Source organism: Collinsella sp. Sow4_E3, assembly GCF_052116285.1.
Lineage (GTDB): Bacteria > Actinomycetota > Coriobacteriia > Coriobacteriales > Coriobacteriaceae > Collinsella.
The window spans coordinates 297,909-316,603 of sequence record NZ_JBQKLJ010000001.1 but is presented as its reverse complement, the minus strand read 5'-3'; the positions used below and the strand labels follow the sequence as shown (position 1 = coordinate 316,603).

The window sequence follows — 18,695 nt, the reverse complement described above, 5'->3', positions numbered from 1 at the left end:
GCGCATCCTCCTTGAGCGAAATAATCAAACGGCAACAGTGTATCGCTTTGGTGCAAAAGGGCGAAACCACAGCCTCGGCAGCCCCCGTGGTCAAAAGCCTATTTCGATGTGCGCTCGGCTGCTTCGATCACGTGTTTGGCGAGAATCGCGGTGGTCACAGCCCCCACGCCGCCCGGCACAGGCGTGATGGCGCCAACGATCGGCTCCGCAGCATCAAAATCGACGTCGCCGACCAGCTTGCCGGCGGCCTCGTCCCAATTAATGCCCACATCGATGATCGTCTGGCCCTCGCGAACCGCATCCGCGCCAATCGTGCGCGCGCGCCCAACGGCCGCAACCACAACATCAGCCGCACGACACTCAGCAACAAGGTCGCGCGTATGCGTATGGCACGTCGTCACCGTGGCATTGCGAGCCGTAAGCATGGCGGCAACGGGACGGCCAATCACCAGAGACCGACCGACGACCGCGACTTTGGCCCCATCCAGCTCAACACCGTAATGGTCCAGCAACGCCAACACGGCCTCGGCCGTGCAGGGAGCAAAGCCCTCGCCTCGCCCCGAAAGCGTGGTAAGTAGCGAAGCCGGCGTCATGGAGTCGACATCCTTGGCAGGATCGAGTGCCGCGGCAACCGCATCCTCGTCAAGCCCAGCGGGCAGCGGGCGAAACACCAGGCAGCCATGAACGGCGGGGTCGGCATTGATGTCCTTAATAGCCGCCAGCAGCTCATCCTGCGAAGCATCGGCAGGAAGCAAAACGCGGCGAGCCTCAATGCCAGCCTTTTCACAGCGCTTGAGGGCGCCGCGCTCGTATGATAGATCGTCCTCGCGCTCGCCCACACGAACGATGGCCAGCGTCGGCACAACGCCGCGTTCGCGCAGGACGGCGCAGCGAGCAGCGAGTTCCTCGGTCAAGGCACGAGCAACGGGAGCACCCTTGAGCAGCTCTGCCATGGCTATCCCCTCTTCCTGGCTGCGTCGGCGGCACGGCGCGCCAGCGCATCGGCGCGCGGCAGCCACGTATCCAACAGCTCATCGCACGCCGCCTCGAGTTCCTCGGCGCGCGCCCGGTCTTTCATAGACGTAGTGTTGGCAAAGAGCGTCAGACTCGCACCCTGCATGGCGGCGCGGCAGAACACGGCGCCACAAGCCACGTCGGACAGCAGCTGGCGCGACCCCTTGTCCGCCATGTCCTCGAGCAGCGCCAGCGCGCGCCCGCAGGCATCCATAATGCGATACGGTGGCATAGCCGCCACGTGCAGCGCATCCTGAATCGCAGCCGGTCGAGCCGGATCCTCGCGCGGAATACCGTACGCCGCGGACACCTGCCCGTAGGCACGAACATCCTCGGCGACCAGACCCACAAGTTCCTGCGCCAACTCATCCGCCTGGGCAAACGCGTGCGCCAAATCGTCCGCTCGATCGGCAAGCGCGGGATTGGTCGCCCCGTAGCGCGCGACCATCCCGCAAAGCGAGGCTCCCAGCGCGCCCACAAAGGCGCTCGCGCTGCCACCGCCGGGAACCGGCTCGCGCGCGGCAAGCGCCTCGGCAAATTCTCGACAGGTTTTATCCATCATCTCTTGGCTCATACGCACGCACCTTCAAGTCATATAGATCGGTCGGGCGGCAACCGCCGGCCAACTGTATCGATCAAGTAATGGTGCTAAGTCTAGCCCATAAGCACATGAGCGTCAGCGCATCTGGCCATCGCGGATTTCTATGACACACGATAGGCGTCGGCACCGCAAGCATGGGACACATGGCCCAGCCGAGCGAGCCGCCCGCGCGTACAGTAAAGGCAGGTAATCCATGGGCGGTTACAGATCGAGGAGACACGACCATAAAAAAAGAAGGCCTTTGCGATTGTCACCCTCTGCATCAGTCTCTTTGCCGCGGTTGCCCTGGTGGGTTGCGGCGGAAGCGGTGGCGCTACCGGCAGTGGCGGTGGCGGCGGCACGGAAAAGCCAGCCGTGGATATGCGGACCGACTTCATTTGGTTTAAGGTCGAGGTCCCCGAGGGCGTCGAGATCATCGACGTTGACGGTGGTAGCGTGTATGTGCGCATCGCCAACGTCGAAGAGCACAAGGACGCTGTCGAGACCATGATGAAGTCCCTGGAGTTTGCCGATGACATCGCCAAGGCCAAGACCGAGGCCATGAACGTCAAGCTCGACGATATCGAGATCAAGCGCTAAAGCTCCAACGGCATGCAGCAGCGCCGCTTTAACTCAGCCGGGATGCAAGGTGCGACTCCTTGCATCCCGGTTTTTTTGTGTTCGAAAGCGCCCAATCACATCACCATATTGAACACGTTGACGAATTCCTGCGCCTTCGCGTGGCTGCTGAGGCCAAGGTGCAGGCGGTCAACAGCCGGCTACTGCGCCTCTGTTTTCCCTAGCATTTCATTCTAGTAGCCACGAGACCCTTTCTCGAAGACCTCCGACGACGTCGCAGTTTCTGTCCCCGCCAGGCTTTATGATAATCGCCATTAGCCAGCCATTATCTATTAAGCAGCATCCCTCAAGAGGAAAGCGGGAGATACGAATGGGCACACCAAAACCGTCTTTGCGCGACTGCATCTACGGACTTGCCGTCGGCGACGCGCTGGGCGTTCCCTACGAGTTTATGCCTCGCGGCACGTTCGAATGCACCGACATGATTGGCTATGGCACGCATGGGCAACCCGCCGGCACCTGGAGCGACGACACATCTATGACGCTTGCTACCTGTGACTCGATTAGGGAGCTCGGGCATATCGACACCGCAGACATGCGCGACAAGTTCGTAAGCTGGATCGCCCGTGGCGAGTATGCGATCGACGGCGTTTTCGATTACGGCGGCACGACCGCCCGCGCCCTGCACACCGGCAAAGGTGGCTCCGGCGAACGCGACAACGGCAACGGTTCGCTCATGCGCATCGCGCCCCTGGCGTTCACCGATGCGACAGGTGAAGAGATCCGTGAGGTCTCTGCGATCACGCACGCTCACAGAACGTCGACCGAGTCATGCGTCATATTTGTTGAGCTGATGAGAGACGTGCTGAGCGGCGCACTCCCCTCGTGGGCGCTGCAGCTGAAAAGCGCGCCCGAGCACGAAATCAGATCAGGCGGCTTCGTGCGCGACACGCTTAAGGCAGCCACCTGGTGCTTCGTCAACACTAACAGCTACGAGGATTGCGTGCTTGCCGCCGTCAACCTGGGCGACGACACCGACACCACCGCAGCCGTCGCAGGCGCCCTCGCCGGCACGGCATACGGCATGGACGCAATTCCACAGGAGTGGGTCGACGCCTTGCGCGGTAAAGAGCTGATTGAGAGCTGCTTGTTTTAGATCGCGGCGGCAGCAGAAACAAGCCAGGAGGCATCATGGAGAGGTCGATGTTGCGTGAGGCTGCGAGAGTCTTTGCGCGACTCCTTCAGCGCGTTCTCGTAGAGCACCTTGTAGTCGGGCTCTTGACCGGTCTCTCCGCCCTGTGCAGGGTCGGTCGGCTTGGTCTCGGTGGGCGTGGTCTCCTGGGCCATGCTCCCTCCATTTCCGCCCCGCACGGGGCATCGTCTTGCCCCGTGCGGGGCGCTTTTCGACATGAAAAGGGCCACCCGTGCGGATGGCCTGGTTCAACGTTTTGGTCGGGGCGGCGGGACTCGAACCCGCACGGGCGATGCCCACGTGCTCCTGAGGCACGCGCGTCTGCCGTTCCGCCACGCCCCGGTAAGATGTGGCCCGCAGTTTAATCCGCGGTCGATGTGGTAGAATAATCTTGAAAAGAGCGCCTAGACCTGGGTGAGGAACCGAGGCCGCGGGCGCTTTTTCTATGGACGTGCGACTTGGCCGTCAGGCAGAATGCACCAGACGTTCACGGCCGTCCCTCCCGACTGCATGTCCGCGGCGATTGCGCGGGCACGGTCAACATCATTGACCTTTTGCAATCCAAGATAAGTCACCTTCTCTCCGGAGCCCACCGCCTCAAGCTGAGCCTTTGCGTGGCGAAGCCTTGCGGAGATTTTTTTAGCCGAAGTTGGACATTTAATTTCGGCATAACCCAACGATGTCTGGATATCAGGGACGACATCCTGATCTGACGGAAGAAACTTTATGAAGCGCTCATAGGGCGAAATCTTGGCTGCGACCCAGAGCTCATCGCCATTTGGGTTGGCATATACAGCCGTCCCCCCGATATTCCTAATCGAGCCGCATTCCCATGTCGCCCCGTACTGCCCACCAAGGAGCCGCACAAACTCCCCGAAAGTCGCTTCGTAGTTCTGTTCGGTTTTCTCCCTCGCAAACCTATTCCAAGCGTCTCTTCTTGCCGCCTCGAATATCTCGGAAAGCTCAGACGAAGGTGTCCGCTGTCTGCCGGACTGGGCAGCGAACCGATCGAGGCATGCATGCTTGAGTGCGTCCTCCTGAATCCTCGGCAGACCGCAGTCGTCTATTTCCTTGAACCGAACGTACAGGTCGCGCAGCTCCTCCGGGTTCACGCCCTCCACGAGCTCCGCGTCCGGGTCGTCCTCGAAGCCTGGGACCACCTTGCAGTCGCAGTGCCGGTGGAAGTGCTTGAACTCGCCGGCGGACTTGCGCGTGTGGTAGACCGCGCCGAGGCTCGCGGGCATGATGCAGAAGGTGCAGGTCTCGAAGCCCGTCGGCACGCGCGCGAAGCGCACGCCGCGGTCCTTGTCGCGGCCCACGTTGGAGATGATCGTCTCGTTCAGGCTGCGGAACGCGTCGTTCCTGGCGTACTCGCCGCACGCCCTCGCGAACGCCGCGTCGCCGCCCTTCACGAGCTTCTTCGCCTGGTAGCGCGCGACTTCATCGGCGGGGCCCGGCCTGTAGGTCGCCATGGTGACGCGCAGCAGGGCCAGATTACCAGCTGGATCGACACTGCTCCAAAACAGAGAGCGCGGCATCCCACCTGGCTCGTTCCGCAAGATGAGCGCGGGCGACCAGCAGAAGGTGCTGGACGCGGCGCTGGCCCGAATTCGGCGCATCGCGGGCAAGGCCGATATGCCTGCTTCCGTCTACTCGTGCCTCAATGGGGATCAAAGGGATGCGGTGAAAGGCATTCTCAAGCGTTCGAACAAGGCTGCCCGTAGCGTTTACCTGAAGCATGAGCGTGATTTCGTTTTGCGGAACGGCGGATGGGGCGGGACCGCCCACTACAGCCCAACGGACGGTGGCGTGAGGCTCAACCTTGAAAGAGTGTTTTCGAAAGATGGATTGAGACCCCAAGGAACGACCTGGTTCCATGAGTTCGGGCACATGGTCGACGATCTCAAATCGAATATATCGGAGACTTACAAAGGTGGGGTATTCGCGAAGACGATCAAGAAGGAGGCGAACGCATACATCGACGCTCGCAACAAGGAGATGCGCGAAGGCTTCAAGCGGGCAAAGGCGGCTAAGGACCTCGGGTGGCTAGAGGCGAACGGCTATATCTCAAAATGGAAGGTAGACTATTTAAGGAAGCACCCCGACAACGTCGCCGAGGCGATCTCATCCCTCAAGCACACGAAGGCGGACGCATACAACTCCGTCACCTCCGAGATATGTGAGATGAGCAATGCGGACAAAGCAGACCTTTCCGACCTTTTCGGCGGGGCGACGCTGAGCAAGTGCGAAGACGGCTGGTACCATGATAGAGACTATTGGAGGCCCAAGGGGTCAGGCGAGGACTTCACTCTGATGCGCTTGTCTCATGAAGGTTTTGCCGAGTTCTTCAGTGCTCATACCGCGAACCCGGAATCTCTCGCCGTCCTGCGCAAATACCTACCTGAATCAAGTAAAATATTCGAAGAGATGCTTGAGGAGCTGATTTGATGGAAAGCCAGGTTAAGCAGGAGAAGCTTGCAAAAGCTCGTATCGAGAAGGCCGAACCCGTCTTTATTGAGATGTTCGGCTATGAGCCTATGTTCTACGGGCACGTTTGCGAATATGCCGACCTTCTGGAAGAGTCCATCTCGTCCGGTGAGCCTAAGCTTATGGAGCATGACTCTAGCATCTTCCTTTAGCCAATCAATCGGCCAATCGGTCTAACCGCTTGCCTAGTTCAGCCCCGCCACGGCGGGGCTTTTTCATGCCGCGTGACCGCGGCGGGAACATCCTCGCAAGCAACCGAGCGCGGGGAGGGACATGAGCAAGAGCAGGGAGAGCTTCACAGACTACGACGGCTTCGTCGAGAAGTTCAAGCCTAAAAAGACCACCGACGACTGCTACACGCCGCCGGAGGTGTACGCCGTCGTGCTCGACTACGTGCGAGAGCGATGGGGCGTGGAGGAGTCCGACGTCGTGAGGCCGTTCTGGCCGGGCGGCGACTACGAGGCATTCGAGTACCCGGAGGGCTGCGTCGTGGTCGACAACGCGCCGTTCTCCATCCTCTCCAGGATTCAGGCGTTCTACCTCGAGCGCGGCATCAGGTTCTTCCTGTTCGCGCCGTCGCTCACCTGCCTCAGCGGCAGGCGCTGCATGGAGGTCGACCACATCGTCTGCGACTGCAGCATCACCTACGAGAACGGCGCAGTCGTGAGCACGGGTTTCGTGACGAACCTCGACGACGAGAACGTCCTAGAGGCTGACCCCGAGCTCGGGCGCAGACTGAACCATGCCAACGACGCGCGGCTCAAGGCGATGAGGAAGACGGTCGCCAAGTATGAGTACCCAAACGAAGTCATAACCGCCGCCCGCGCGCAGTGGCTCGCCGCGCACGGCACGCCCTACCGCGTCCGCAGGCGCGACGCGTGCCGCATCTCCGCGCTCGACGAGCAGCGCGAGCGCGGCAAGTGCATATTCGGCGGCGGCCTGCTGCTAAGCCGGGCCGCCGCCGCAGAACGCGCCGCCGCAGAACGATGGCACCTTAGCGACCGCGAGCGCGCCGTGCAGGCCGCGCTCGGTTAGCGCGTGACAATGTCGCGACACTGCCCGCAGAGAGATTGGGGCAGGCATGAAAGAGCTATTCACATGTGCGAGCTGCGGCGACTGCGCCGTGAGGCTCGGTTTCGGTTTCACGTTCCCTGATACCTACATCTGCACGCAGCACGGCGACGAGGTTGAGCCCGACGACGGCTGCACGCTCGGGTGCGAGGGCGTGCCGGTACAGGCCATCGAGGCCATCGAGGCGGACGTCAACGGCCGCGTGGGCTACGGGTGCGAGGTGATGGACTGATGGCTTACGGGCTTGTCGGCGGCGTCGGCGACCATGGGCGGCACGGGACCCTCATCACCGAGGAGATCGTAAACGCCGCGAAGCTGGATACAGCCGGGCGCGTCGAGATACGGCAGGACAACCGCGAGGCCATCGCGGAGGCCATCGACCAGGCGCTCGCCACGGCGCTTGAGGAGATCGGCCTCGTCGCGGAGGGCTACGCCAAGCGTGCCTGCCCGGTCGACACGGGCCGGTTGCGCAACTCCATCACCCACATCGTCGACGAGGGCAGCAAGTGCGCCGTCATCGGCACGAACGTCGAGTACGCGCCATATGTCGAACTGGGAACGAGGCACCAGAAGCCGCAGCCCTACCTCAAGCCGGCGGCCGAGGACCACGAATCCACATACCGCTCAATCTTCCGTAAGCACCTCGGGGCTAGTGCCGCGTTGCGCCGTTTGGATACTCACCCTTGCCGCGAGGTATTGCGGCAAGGGCCCTGCCGAGGCATCAGGCGGGAACCCGCCCATTCCGAAGGAAGGGAGATTCTGTTGGCACTCACACGAAAGATGCTCAAGGCAATGGGCATCGAGGACGAGAAGATCGACCAAATCATCGACGAGCACGCCGAGAGCGTTAACGCGCTCAAGGCCAAGCTTGATTACCGTTAGATCGACACCGACCCAAAGCTACTACTATCAACCCATTGGCGCGTGGTGGTTTGATTGCCAGCCAGATCGGCACTGCGCCAAAACTATAGTGGTGCCTTGCAAATCTGGTTCTACGTTTGATTGCCAGTTAGATCGACACTGCTCCAAAACAGTTCTGTAGTGCAGTCCTTCGTAAATACAGTTTGATTACCAGTTAGATCGACACTGCTCCAAAACCTGTCCCCTTTGGACAACTATTACTTTACGTTTGATTACCGGTTAGATCGACACTGCTCCAAAACGCCGAGTACAAGGTCCAGAACGAGCGCAAGGTTTGATCACCAGTTAGATCGACACTGCTCCAAAACCAAGTGACGGAACCCAGCGCAAAACATAGGGTTTGATTACCAGTTAGATCGACACTGCTCCAAAACTGGAGGAGGAGGTGAGGAGGGAGGACCGCGGTTTGATTACCAGTTAGATCGATACTGCTCCAAAACCCTCACTGTCGGTGATTGCAAGGTGCCCGTGTTTGATTACCAGTTAGATCGACACTGCTCCAAAACAGCCTATATTTTAGGAGGATTGAAAAACAAGTTTGATTACCAGTTAGATCGACACTGCTCCAAAACACTTCATAGCGATAGGGAGTGATTGACAGTGTTTGATTACCAGTTAGATCGACACTGCTCCAAAACGTCCGCAACGGTATAGGCAGCCGCGCTCGAGTTTGATTACCAGTTAGATCGACACTGCTCCAAAACCCTCGTCGGCTTGAACGTGGCGGCCTCGACGTTTGATTACCAGTTAGATCGACACTGCTCCAAAACCAAGCGCGTTACTAACGATGCTGTTAGTGGTTTGATTACCAGTTAGATCGACACTGCTCCAAAACAAGGCCCCTCCTAGATTGACAAGATTACGCGTTTGATTACCAGTTAGATCGACACTGCTCCAAAACGGAAACGTGGAGATTAAAGACGAGGACGGGTTTGATTACCAGTTAGATCGACACTGCTCCAAAACTTGTAGGGTGTATGCCATTAAACGCCCTTGGTTTGATTACCAGTTAGATCGACACTGCTCCAAAGCGAGGATGCGAGGGCTCCAACTTCTGGAAGGGTTTGATTACCAGTTAGATCGACACTGCTCCAAAACGCGGTCAGGTAGGCCGCGCGCTGCGTGGCGTTTGATTACCAGTTAGATCGACACTGCTCCAAAACCGACAAGACGTTCGTCATCAGCACGTTTGTGTTTGATTACCAGTTAGATCGACACTGCTCCAAAACGCACAAGGCAAGCCCCACGAGCGCAAAGGAGTTTGATTACCAGTTAGATCGACACTGCTCCAAAACAAATTACGATCCATATTTTGTTTTTTCGTGTTTGATTACCAGTTAGATCGACACTGCTCCAAAACCCTTGCTGTAGCTGATGCCGATCTCGCCGAGCTTGATTACCAGTTAGATCGACACTGCTCCAAAACGGCCCCCTATAACCCCGTGTCTACGCCCAGTTTGATTACCAGTTAGATCGACACTGCTCCAAAACCGACGGTGGAGTTGCCGGAAGGGTCGCCGGTTTGATTACCAGTTAGATCGACACTGCTCCAAAACTGGATATTGCATCAGATGAAGTCACATCTCGTTTGATTACCAGTTAGATCGACACTGCTCCAAAACGTGAACACCGTGACCACGTTCGACATGTTGGTTTGATTACCAGTTAGATCGACACTGCTCCAAAACCCATTGCCACGCAGACGGGCTTCACGTTCTGTTTGATTACCAGTTAGATCGACACTGCTCCAAAACAGTACGCGCATGTGGCGCATAGCCTCGCGGGTTTGATTACCAGTTAGATCGACACTGCTCCAAAACGCTGTATCCATCGCCGGGGGCTATTGGCGTGTTTGATTACCAGTTAGATCGACACTGCTCCAAAACTCTACGTCGCCGTGGCCGATATGTACGTGGGTTTGATTACCAGTTAGATCGACACTGCTCCAAAACTGTGGTGGATACCGAACCACATGCGCGATAGTTTGATTACCAGTTAGATCGACACTGCTCCAAAACTCGGTGAGTACCACGTCGAGTACCAATGGAGGTTTGATTACCAGTTAGATCGACACTGCTCCAAAACTCCGCCAGATGGAGGAGCTGGGCTCGATCGGTTTGATTACCAGTTAGATCGACACTGCTCCAAAACGCGCAAAGCTCGCCCTCTTTATCTGTCGGTGTTTGATTACCAGTTAGATCGACACTGCTCCAAAACGCACAGGGCAAGCCCCGCGAGCGCAAAGGAGTTTGATTACCAGTTAGATCGACACTGCTCCAAAACTTGAGCCTGATATGTACGTACAACGTGACGGTTTGATTACCAGTTAGATCGACACTGCTCCAAAACACCTGCTGCGTGTCGGTATGGTTCTGGTCGTTTGATTACCAGTTAGATCGACACTGCTCCAAAACTGCCGTGCCGCTGTTCCTGACCCTGACTGTGTTTGATTACCAGTTAGATCGACACTGCTCCAAAACATGAGCTTTGGCTTTGACCTCACGTGGTACAGTTTGATTACCAGTTAGATCGACACTGCTCCAAAACGAAAAAGAGCTAGGGCATGGACTGCTGTTGGTTTGATTACCAGTTAGATCGACACTGCTCCAAAACACTATGGCATTTAACGATATGGGTCTTAGGGTTTGATTACCAGTTAGATCGACACTGCTCCAAAACGAAAGCTCAAAGTGCTTGCTGATGCAATAGGTTTGATTACCAGTTAGATCGACACTGCTCCAAAACTGTAGCCTTAGCTTCAGCCACAGGAGCTGCGTTTGATTACCAGTTAGATCGACACTGCTCCAAAACGGCTGCCGCGTACTTCCTCCATACCTTTACGTTTGATTACCAGTTAGATCGACACTGCTCCAAAACAGGTGTCGGTTTTTGGATGCGGTCGCGCTCGTTTGATTACCAGTTAGATCGACACTGCTCCAAAACAGGTGTCGGTTTTTGGATGCGGTCGCGCTCGTTTGATTACCAGTTAGATCGACACTGCTCCAAAACTTCACGACGCCGAGGATTGCCAAGACCGAGGTTTGATTACCAGTTAGATCGACACTGCTCCAAAACGCACATACACATCGGCCACGGTGATGTCGAGTTTGATTACCAGTTAGATCGACACTGCTCCAAAACTACTGCACCTCGAGGTAGCTCGGGTAGCCGTTTGATTACCAGTTAGATCGACACTGCTCCAAAACCCAGAGGGCCAGTGCGTCTACACGGTCACGTTTGATTACCAGTTAGATCGACACTGCTCCAAAACGAGGATGCGAGGGCTCAAACTTCTGGAAGGGTTTGATTACCAGTTAGATCGACACTGCTCCAAAACCCCTCGAGGCATCCCGGCGGCAGGTTGTAGGTTTGATTACCAGTTAGATCGACACTGCTCCAAAACACCGTGCCCATCGTGGCGGCCGGCGGCGCGGTTTGATTACCAGTTAGATCGACACTGCTCCAAAACGCCCGGGTGAGCACGGGGGAGGGGTGTCAAGTTTGATTACCAGTTAGATCGACACTGCTCCAAAACGGAGGTGCTCGCTGAGAAGGGCGAGACCGGGTTTGATTACCAGTTAGATCGACACTGCTCCAAAACATGGGTCGAAGCGTCTTTTTGTGAAGTTTGGTTTGATTACCAGTTAGATCGACACTGCTCCAAAACGGACCCCCTTACGTCAAACTTGTGCTTAAGTTTGATTACCAGTTAGATCGACACTGCTCCAAAACAGCCTAAGGTGGAGGACGTGCGTGAGCGTAGTTTGATTACCAGTTAGATCGACACTGCTCCAAAACGAAGCCCAAGACGCTGCTCAAGATGCACGCGTTTGATTACCAGTTAGATCGACACTGCTCCAAAACCTGACTATTCTGATGTTGAAGATATTCGGGTTTGATTACCAGTTAGATCGACACTGCTCCAAAACTTCACGGTCATTCCGGCGGACAATGAGGTAGTTTGATTACCAGTTAGATCGACACTGCTCCAAAACGATTGCCCGCTAGAAACATGATACCCGAACGTTTGATTACCAGTTAGATCGACACTGCTCCAAAACTCCCGTTACCATATCTGTTTTACGTATGTTGTTTGATTACCAGTTAGATCGACACTGCTCCAAAACGAGCGCCTTGCGCTCGGTCGGGCTGGAGCGTTTGATTACCAGTTAGATCGACACTGCTCCAAAACACAGGCTTCCGTCTATAAGGACGGCGGAAGGTTTGATTACCAGTTAGATCGACACTGCTCCAAAACCGGCGAGTATATCTTCGAGCCGATACCGACGTTTGATTACCAGTTAGATCGACACTGCTCCAAAACCAGGTACGCCGCTATAAACATAACCAACAGGTTTGATTACCAGTTAGATCGACACTGCTCCAAAACGGCTCTCGAGGGCGGGGGCCGTCCCCTAGAGTTTGATTACCAGTTAGATCGACACTGCTCCAAAACCATTGGAGCAAATTCCCTACTGCGATGGGACGTTCAATCTAACCGGTCAGTTCTTTCAATGCTCTAAAAACTGCAGGTCAACCGTTAGTTTATGTTCATGTCCATAAGACATGGTGTCTTTTTTATTCTCCAGGAGCAACAGACTCAACTTAAGGAAAAACACGTGGTCATAGAGCGTTTGCAGCTCATTTTCCGTCAAAAAAGTTTTGAGATTTACAAATACGATTGTCTTTCTACAGCCAGCGTCAAGAGCAAATGAAAGGAAATTCAGCAGATTATCAAGGAACGATTTATCTTCTTGAGGCGCTGCGCCAAATCCTAAAAACTTGAGGTAGCGCTTCAAATCCCATTCTAACCCAAACCCCAAATCGGCATTAAAGCCAAGGTTCAATCCGCCTAAACGCAGCTTTATTGCACGCTCGGCCTCTTCCACCTGCATACGCAGATCTTCGTCTTCTAGAAACTCGCGCTCAACCTTCTTGGTGATTGCGGTCATAAACGCACGGTCATCCCATGGAAGATTCAGTGCATCAGGTACCACCATCAGAGCGTTGCCGGGCTTAATCTCCTCATCGTCTTTCCAAAGGGAATAAGGCTCCATTGCCTGTCGTCCCAATCCGTTTTGCAAAGAAGCTACAATCCGCGCGAACAGAGCCGAGTTCTCGACTTGCAAAACCGATGTCTCCCCTGCTGTTAGCTCCAACGAGTTCTCAAGTCCCGCAAATACGAGCCTCATAAAACCAGAAGCTCCTCCATCGTGTCTATCTCCTCATGGGTCTCACGACTGCCCGTTATGTACTCCATGGTCGAAAACTGAGATTCAGTCACGCGTAACACCTGCACGAGGCCGGCGGGCGGGCGATGCTTCCTGAGCCTTTGCACCGCGCTTCCCGCCGCCCCATCATTAACAACGAGCTTTGCATACACGGATTCCTGGAGCATAAGATAGCCATCTTTAAGAAGAAATTTACGGAACACCCGGTAGTCTTTTCTCTGCGCAGGAGTGTCGACGGGCAAATCAAAGAAGACGACAAGCCTCATATATCTGATCCTTTCCCCGATACTCATACGACCTCAAACGACTCGATTTCGTCCACTGACAGCTTTCGATCAAGAGCCTTGAAACAATCCGCAACATACAGAGAGATTACGGAGCCCACGCGATATGTGCCGCCTCGATATGCAATTCCCTGATTGAGCATGTCGACCAAAAGCAGCTTTGTCTCCTTAGAGAACTCGCCGTCAAAGTTATCGAACACAATGCGGTCGACAAGAGGCCTAAACGGCTCCATAAAATCGCAGCTCAAGTTGAACTGGTTGTACTCATTTCTATGGCAGATTCCCGCCTGCGTAAGGTATCCGCGCGCTGCGATCTCGCGATTGACGCTCGACAGCAGAATCGCATACCCGTAATTGAGAGCAGCATTCAGAGGTGTATCGTCATCCCTCGAGAAGGACGGACCAAACAGAGAGTTGAAATACAGCCGGGCTGCATGTCCTTCGCGATTCGTCGTATCGCCCGAGCGCACCTCGGCAACAATGCTCTTGAGCGTCTCGCCCTGTTCCTCACGCGCACGGGCGTGAAGCACGTCAGATTGATGCTTAATCTTGTCGCGTACGATGCGTTGCCATACGCGCTTTTTAATCGGCTCGCCCCACTCAAGCTGTTCTGCAATACGCTTGCTGGTGTTATGGGCCCCGTATAGCGGCAAATACTGCCCAATGGGGTCGCGCTTCTCGTCAGAAACGACAAACGCGACCTTTGCCTTGGCAAGCTCCGAGAGCAGATAAGCACTTATGAAAACCTGATTGGTCTGAAGGACGACTGACGAAATCTCCGAAAGGTGAACCTTCGCCGTGTCGTCCTCCCGACGGACAACCATGTACCCGCCCTTGTACTGCAATTTGCAGGGGCTAGAAATGACAATGTTCCTAAAGCCCGACACGAGTCCTTCTCTCGAACATACCCGTTACGGACTGGTCGATGATTACAAGACCATCAGGGACTTTATTGCGTGCAGGACGGAGCCTTCCGGCTGCCTTACCTCCTCCAAGCGCCTTGATGTCAATCGGCACAGACTTTTTATTACCCATACACAGTCTTATCAGCTTAATCAATAGGTCTTTTTGCTGTGCCACGTCAAGCGCGCTAAACGCCTCATACTTTTCTTCAAGGCCCAAATCACTTGCCAGCATGGGGCATTCAGATTTCTCCAGCGAGCGAGCGACAGCTCGATAAACGAACAGGTTCGTATCCGCATCAAAAAAACCTTCTTGGCAGACACGGGAGATCTTCAGGAGCTCCTCCTGTGAGAAGGCCAGCTGAGACGCCGACTTCATTTCCTCTTCAGCATTTACGCACAGTCGACTTCCGGCTATTTCCACAAGCTGCCATTTCAACAACCTCGGAATAACAATCCTTGTAAATACGCACGAAGTACCGGACGCCAGCTCTCGACAATAGTCTTCAAAAGCTAGTGAATCGCTCTCCAGTTCTTTCATCTTGTAGACTGGCATCATTGCCATCTTCAAAACAAGCTTCGCCTTCTTATCCCTAACTTCGTATATAAAGAAATACGCCGCGCTCTTGCTGTCGTACCCACCGTAAAGCAAGGGATCGAGTCCTTTTTTAACCTCAATCTTCGGCGCTTTCCTTTTAGAAATAGGATTGGCGTTCCAGTACGCCCCCGTATCTACATACGGCATCCTCGAGATGTAGCACTGGCGGTAGTTGAGCGCACGGCGAATGCCCTCGACCTCTGCCGCTGCGTTCCAGCCGTCCGGAAGATACTTTCCCCTATAACGTTTGACTTCGTCGTCCTCGGTCCAGGCATCGTCAAAGACCTCACCCGTCTCGGGGTCAAAACCCGCAGTCATAAAACTATTGACGACAAATCCGGCAGATCCAGGCATGCGATGGGTTTTCTTAAACAGCTCGGACTGCTCGCGCACGTATTTCTTAATCACATGCGAGTAGCCAATGGGGTTCTCATACATTCCGGGGTGGCGCATCTGAATAAACAGCCCCAAGCGGCATGCCAGATAGGCATCGTGCGCATGATGGAAATCGTTGGCTTCGCGGCATTTGACCAAGCCGGCCGCCTCACGGAGGTTGTGCGACACGCTCGCCTTAACGGGAACGATCTTCGTTCCCTCGTCGGCATAACGCGCCTCAAGCAACGCCTGCGCCATCTTAACCATCTGGCTCGTCTCCACGAGCTGACGCGCGACAAAGCCCTTCATAGCGTTCTCGTTTATGGAAGAACGCAGCAGGTTGCGATACTTTTTATCGCCAATGAGCTTCGCCTGATGCAGCTGTTTCCACGTCTCGCCCATCTTCCAGCGAATGCTCTTATCAATCAAAAGCTGGTCGGTCTTGTGCTGATTTTCCTCGCGATACACCAGCGCCTTGTTTTCGAGACTGTCGTCCTTAATGTAGGCACGCGGAATGATATGGTCGACCTCATACTCGCCCGAGCCCGCCATAAGTTTATTGAGATCGATAGCGCGGCCGGAATACAGGCATTTTCCGTTTTGCATCAGATAGAGGGTCAAGCGCTCGTCAAGGTCCACATTAGCTGCCTTGAGCTCCTTGAAATCGTCCATAACAGCCAGGTCGCCGCCCTCGGCCTTAAACGCCTTGAGCGCGTCCTCGATGACGTCCCAGCGCTTCGTGGTCCGCTTGCCCTTCTTCTTTTCGTCCTCGTCGCGAGTCACCTCAACAAAAACGTTAGCCGGCGCGTGCCCCGCAATCTTTGCGATTTCGTCAACAATGCGAATCGCTTGATTCAGGCTGCGACGAATCGCCGGGGATCCGGGAAGCTCATTTACGCCTAGAGACTTCTCGTGTTCGGCATAGTATTTTCGATTGTGTTCATCCACTTTTTCCTGGAAGCCCAGTGTGTTGTCGTGGAGAATCTCCATCATCACCATAGTCTCGCCCAGGCGACGCTCAGAGCTGGGGTTTCCCTCTCGCAGCACGTCCATGATGCTCATAGAGCGACCAGCTTGCGTATCAATCCTGATGCCCGTCAGGAACTTCTCCGACAGACGCCCCCAACCAGTCAGGCGCTTTTTGCAGATCTTTTTAATCTGCTCGGCATCGAGCATTCCGTTGCCACTGGGGCCAAACTCATCCTGCAGTTTTTCCTTAAGGATCGAGCGGTCCTCGAACAACGTGTTCCAAAGAATGATCGTTTCGATAACCGGATACTCGGCGCGGCTCAACTCGTCCACGCCAAAGATATCCTTGGCAAAGAAGATGTACGAGCCCATCTTTGATTCAAGGCCGCTCTCACCCTGGCCACCGCGGACAACCGGATTTGTCGCGTCGCCCTCTTTTACCAGCCAGTCGGCAATCATCTTGTAGGTAACGCGACGTTTTTTATGGAAAAGCTCATGGACAATGCCTTCGCGCTGCGCGGCATCCAGGCGCTGCCAATCGTCACCATCTTCGGACCAGCGAACACCATTGAGTTCATTCAGAACGCAGAACTCCTCATAGAGCAGAGACTGCTTGGGAAGCACCTTTTCACCAGCAAGATACGTGCAATCGCCCGTCATGCGCATGATAAAGTTCTCGGCGCTCTTGTTCTTATCGATCACGGTATCCCAGTTCCAAGGCGTAATCGTCGCATCTTCCATGCCGGGCTTACGCTCGGACCATTGGAATCGATGGTTGCCGTGTTTGTCCTGGGCAGCATTTTTAGGCGTCAGCGGTCCCACATAGTACGGGATACGGAACGTAACCAGACTCTCGATCTTTGCAGCCTCGTCCTTAAGGAACGGATAGAAGCGGCCCTGGTTTTTGAGAATAGCCTGCAACTCCTCAAGATGCAGCTGATAGTAGATGGCACCGTTATCACTCGTCTTAAGGCGACGCAAAAAGCGTTGTTTGTCGAATGCGTCCATCATGGCAATATAGCGCTCATCCGTCTCCGCGCCCGTTCCCGCAAAGAGCTTCTTTACGGATTTAGCGAAGTCATCATAGGACAGTTTATGCAGGTCATATGCGGTGTAACCCTGTGCCTTAGAGGCATCGTAGTCGCGCGAGGGGTCATCGCTATTCGAATCGTGATAGGTTGCGCCGCGGAAGAAAGACTCATATGAGCCGGGAGCATATTCGTGGACCAAAGTCTTGAGTCGATCAAGATCATTCGCGTAACAATTATATTTTTCGATCATGTTGACCGAGATTGTCTGGCCCTCAGCATAGGACAAAAGCCCCTGCAGCACGTAAGCAGAGTAAACACCGCAGATGGACTCAAGAAGCTCGACGCAGTCATCGGGACATGCGGCCTGCAGCGCTTCTAGCTTCTCGTCATCCGAAAGCGCGAGCTTAGTTGCCTCGCACTCAAACTCGCCAAACACATCTTTGAACTCGCATTGGAGACCGACGACAGCGCTCGACAAACCCTTCGCCAGCTTTTTGTTCGCAGCCGCATCCGCAGTATCCACTTTTACAAGCGCCTGAATGTCTTTTGCCTTTTGCGAACGAGAAGATCGCTCATCAGCCAAGATCTTCGCTACAGAGAGTTCATCAAGCTTCGCGAACTCATATTCTCTCGATTCACACCATGCCTTCAGAGCGCCATTGAGATTCTTAAGGGCATCGGATGTCTTTGCCGTCTTTGCCGTCAGCTTCTCCCCCTGGCGCAAGAAGTTACCGCGATGCTTAACGATGTTATGGATTGCGAGATACACCAATCGAAGATCGGCCTGCTCATCGGTGTCCATAAGGTAAGTGCGCAGATGATAGATGGTCGGGAAGCGATCGTAGTAATCGGCCTTCGTGAAGTCCTTGGTAAAGATCGGATCACCCTCAATGGTCCGCGACTGGTTAAGTCGCATGAAAAAGTCCGGATCAACCTCGCTCATCGCAGGCTCGAACAGCTTTTGCAGCAAGTCGAGGCGCCAGCGGCGGCGCACGTAACGGCGACGCTGTCCACGATGAACGCGCGCCTCGGACGCCGGCTGTGCGCTATCGAACAAACGACTGCCCCACGTCGGCTGTTTCTTAAAATGCAGAAGCTTGCCCTGGGCATCGGTCACCGCCCAGCCAACGGAGCCGGTTCCCATGTCGAGGCCGATATTGTAGTCGCCAGAGTAGTTTCTTAAATTCATGTCGACCAGCCCTTCCGCGCTGTGTTACAGTTGCCTTGTCGATTACCAGTTACATCGACACTGCGAGTCAAAATACGGCTTTGCCAAAAATGCCTTCCTTGGAAGGCGTCCCGTAGGGGACAATTTGACTTGCCAGAGGGGTTCCATTCGGGACCCCTCTTTTTTTGATGCTACTACCGTGAACGGACATTTTTTAATAGCCATCGGCAAACGTAATGTTGCTCAACGTTTGGGCTGTGAGCATGTGTGTTTAATGGAGTGCCTGCGGGTCC

General features: G+C 55.0%; 15 protein-coding genes, 1 tRNA gene and 1 CRISPR repeat array. Of the genes, 7 read left to right on the top strand and 9 right to left on the bottom strand.

Annotated elements, in window-relative coordinates; all coding sequences use genetic code 11:
• Positions 1-98 precede the first annotated feature (98 nt).
• Both ACTQ48_RS01340 and ACTQ48_RS01335 read right to left on the bottom strand, forming a co-directional pair.
• Positions 99-953, bottom strand: a complete 855-nt coding sequence (locus tag ACTQ48_RS01340) for a bifunctional 5,10-methylenetetrahydrofolate dehydrogenase/5,10-methenyltetrahydrofolate cyclohydrolase (protein WP_441569926.1) — start codon at positions 951-953, stop codon at positions 99-101.
• Between the two features lie 2 nt (positions 954-955).
• Positions 956-1,588, bottom strand: coding sequence for a cyclodeaminase/cyclohydrolase family protein (locus ACTQ48_RS01335; protein WP_441569925.1), 633 nt, complete (start codon positions 1,586-1,588; stop codon positions 956-958).
• Positions 1,589-1,969: 381 nt separating this feature from the next.
• Between ACTQ48_RS01335 and ACTQ48_RS01330 the strand changes: the two genes are divergently transcribed.
• Both ACTQ48_RS01330 and ACTQ48_RS01325 read left to right on the top strand, forming a co-directional pair.
• Positions 1,970-2,194 (top strand): hypothetical protein, encoded by a 225-nt coding sequence (locus tag ACTQ48_RS01330; RefSeq protein WP_441569924.1) that lies wholly within the window; start codon positions 1,970-1,972, stop codon positions 2,192-2,194.
• Positions 2,195-2,543: 349 nt separating this feature from the next.
• Positions 2,544-3,329, top strand: a complete 786-nt coding sequence (locus ACTQ48_RS01325; RefSeq protein WP_441569923.1) for an ADP-ribosylglycohydrolase family protein — start codon at positions 2,544-2,546, stop codon at positions 3,327-3,329.
• Here the strand turns inward: ACTQ48_RS01325 and ACTQ48_RS01320 are convergent.
• The 3 genes from ACTQ48_RS01320 to ACTQ48_RS01310 form a co-directional block, all read right to left on the bottom strand.
• Entirely contained in the window at positions 3,326-3,520 is a 195-nt protein-coding gene (locus ACTQ48_RS01320) for a hypothetical protein (protein ID WP_441569922.1), read from the bottom strand. The genes ACTQ48_RS01325 and ACTQ48_RS01320 overlap by 4 nt on opposite strands.
• A gap of 102 nt (positions 3,521-3,622) precedes the next feature.
• Positions 3,623-3,707 (bottom strand) — tRNA-Leu (locus ACTQ48_RS01315).
• Positions 3,708-3,808: 101 nt separating this feature from the next.
• Positions 3,809-4,837: a VG15 protein gene (locus ACTQ48_RS01310; protein WP_441569921.1), complete on the bottom strand. Its 1,029-nt coding sequence runs from the start codon at positions 4,835-4,837 to the stop codon at positions 3,809-3,811.
• Here ACTQ48_RS01310 and ACTQ48_RS01305 point away from each other — a divergent pair.
• From ACTQ48_RS01305 to ACTQ48_RS01285, 5 genes are all read left to right on the top strand, one after another.
• A complete protein-coding gene (locus tag ACTQ48_RS01305) occupies positions 4,836-5,813 on the top strand; it encodes a hypothetical protein (RefSeq protein ID WP_441569920.1) in 978 nt (325 codons plus the stop codon). The genes ACTQ48_RS01310 and ACTQ48_RS01305 overlap by 2 nt on opposite strands.
• Positions 5,813-6,004 carry a hypothetical protein gene (locus ACTQ48_RS01300; RefSeq protein WP_441569919.1) on the top strand — a complete coding sequence of 64 codons (192 nt, stop codon included), beginning with the start codon at positions 5,813-5,815 and terminating at the stop codon, positions 6,002-6,004. Before ACTQ48_RS01305 ends, ACTQ48_RS01300 begins: the two co-directional genes overlap by 1 nt.
• Positions 6,005-6,125: 121 nt before the next feature.
• The gene (locus ACTQ48_RS01295; RefSeq protein WP_441569918.1) at positions 6,126-6,887 is read left to right on the top strand and encodes a hypothetical protein; all 762 of its coding nucleotides are present in this window, start codon (positions 6,126-6,128) and stop codon (positions 6,885-6,887) included.
• A gap of 46 nt (positions 6,888-6,933) precedes the next feature.
• On the top strand, positions 6,934-7,155 hold the full coding sequence (locus ACTQ48_RS01290; RefSeq protein ID WP_441569917.1) for a hypothetical protein: 222 nt from the start codon (positions 6,934-6,936) through the stop codon (positions 7,153-7,155).
• A complete protein-coding gene (locus ACTQ48_RS01285; protein ID WP_441569916.1) occupies positions 7,137-7,805 on the top strand; it encodes an HK97-gp10 family putative phage morphogenesis protein in 669 nt (222 codons plus the stop codon). The genes ACTQ48_RS01290 and ACTQ48_RS01285 overlap by 19 nt, the downstream gene beginning before the upstream one ends.
• Positions 7,806-7,853: 48 nt before the next feature.
• A CRISPR array of direct repeats spans positions 7,854-12,300; the repeat unit is 36 nt; unit sequence GTTTGATTACCAGTTAGATCGACACTGCTCCAAAAC.
• Between the two features lie 55 nt (positions 12,301-12,355).
• On the opposite strand, the gene csn2 is transcribed toward ACTQ48_RS01285, so the two are convergent.
• Genes csn2 through cas9 form a run of 4 tightly spaced genes read right to left on the bottom strand, consistent with a single transcriptional unit; the run spans position 12,356 to position 18,423 of the window.
• Positions 12,356-13,036 (bottom strand): type II-A CRISPR-associated protein Csn2, encoded by a 681-nt coding sequence (gene csn2 / locus ACTQ48_RS01280; protein WP_154515875.1) that lies wholly within the window; start codon positions 13,034-13,036, stop codon positions 12,356-12,358.
• Entirely contained in the window at positions 13,033-13,341 is a 309-nt protein-coding gene (cas2, locus tag ACTQ48_RS01275; protein WP_427794632.1) for a CRISPR-associated endonuclease Cas2, read from the bottom strand. The genes csn2 and cas2 overlap by 4 nt, the downstream gene beginning before the upstream one ends.
• 23 nt (positions 13,342-13,364) lie before the next feature.
• Positions 13,365-14,246 (bottom strand): type II CRISPR-associated endonuclease Cas1, encoded by an 882-nt coding sequence (cas1, locus tag ACTQ48_RS01270; protein ID WP_441569915.1) that lies wholly within the window; start codon positions 14,244-14,246, stop codon positions 13,365-13,367.
• On the bottom strand, positions 14,233-18,423 hold the full coding sequence (gene cas9, locus ACTQ48_RS01265; RefSeq protein ID WP_441569914.1) for a type II CRISPR RNA-guided endonuclease Cas9: 4,191 nt from the start codon (positions 18,421-18,423) through the stop codon (positions 14,233-14,235). Before cas9 ends, cas1 begins: the two co-directional genes overlap by 14 nt.
• Positions 18,424-18,695: the final 272 nt, after the last annotated feature.

What these genes read in the sequence shown, in the direction of transcription:
- ACTQ48_RS01340 (WP_441569926.1), bottom strand. Translation starts at nt 953, where the DNA reads ATGGCAGAGCTGCTCAAGGGTGCTCCCGTTGCTCGTGCCTTGACCGAG.
- ACTQ48_RS01310 (WP_441569921.1), bottom strand. Translation starts at nt 4,837, where the DNA reads ATGGCGACCTACAGGCCGGGCCCCGCCGATGAAGTCGCGCGCTACCAG.
- ACTQ48_RS01300 (WP_441569919.1), top strand. Translation starts at nt 5,813, where the DNA reads ATGGAAAGCCAGGTTAAGCAGGAGAAGCTTGCAAAAGCTCGTATCGAG.
- cas2 (WP_427794632.1), bottom strand. Translation starts at nt 13,341, where the DNA reads ATGAGGCTTGTCGTCTTCTTTGATTTGCCCGTCGACACTCCTGCGCAG.
- csn2 (WP_154515875.1), bottom strand. Translation starts at nt 13,036, where the DNA reads ATGAGGCTCGTATTTGCGGGACTTGAGAACTCGTTGGAGCTAACAGCA.
- ACTQ48_RS01290 (WP_441569917.1), top strand. Translation starts at nt 6,934, where the DNA reads ATGAAAGAGCTATTCACATGTGCGAGCTGCGGCGACTGCGCCGTGAGG.
- ACTQ48_RS01305 (WP_441569920.1), top strand. Translation starts at nt 4,836, where the DNA reads ATGGTGACGCGCAGCAGGGCCAGATTACCAGCTGGATCGACACTGCTC.
- ACTQ48_RS01335 (WP_441569925.1), bottom strand. Translation starts at nt 1,588, where the DNA reads ATGAGCCAAGAGATGATGGATAAAACCTGTCGAGAATTTGCCGAGGCG.
- cas9 (WP_441569914.1), bottom strand. Translation starts at nt 18,423, where the DNA reads ATGAATTTAAGAAACTACTCTGGCGACTACAATATCGGCCTCGACATG.
- ACTQ48_RS01320 (WP_441569922.1), bottom strand. Translation starts at nt 3,520, where the DNA reads ATGGCCCAGGAGACCACGCCCACCGAGACCAAGCCGACCGACCCTGCA.
- ACTQ48_RS01325 (WP_441569923.1), top strand. Translation starts at nt 2,544, where the DNA reads ATGGGCACACCAAAACCGTCTTTGCGCGACTGCATCTACGGACTTGCC.
- ACTQ48_RS01295 (WP_441569918.1), top strand. Translation starts at nt 6,126, where the DNA reads ATGAGCAAGAGCAGGGAGAGCTTCACAGACTACGACGGCTTCGTCGAG.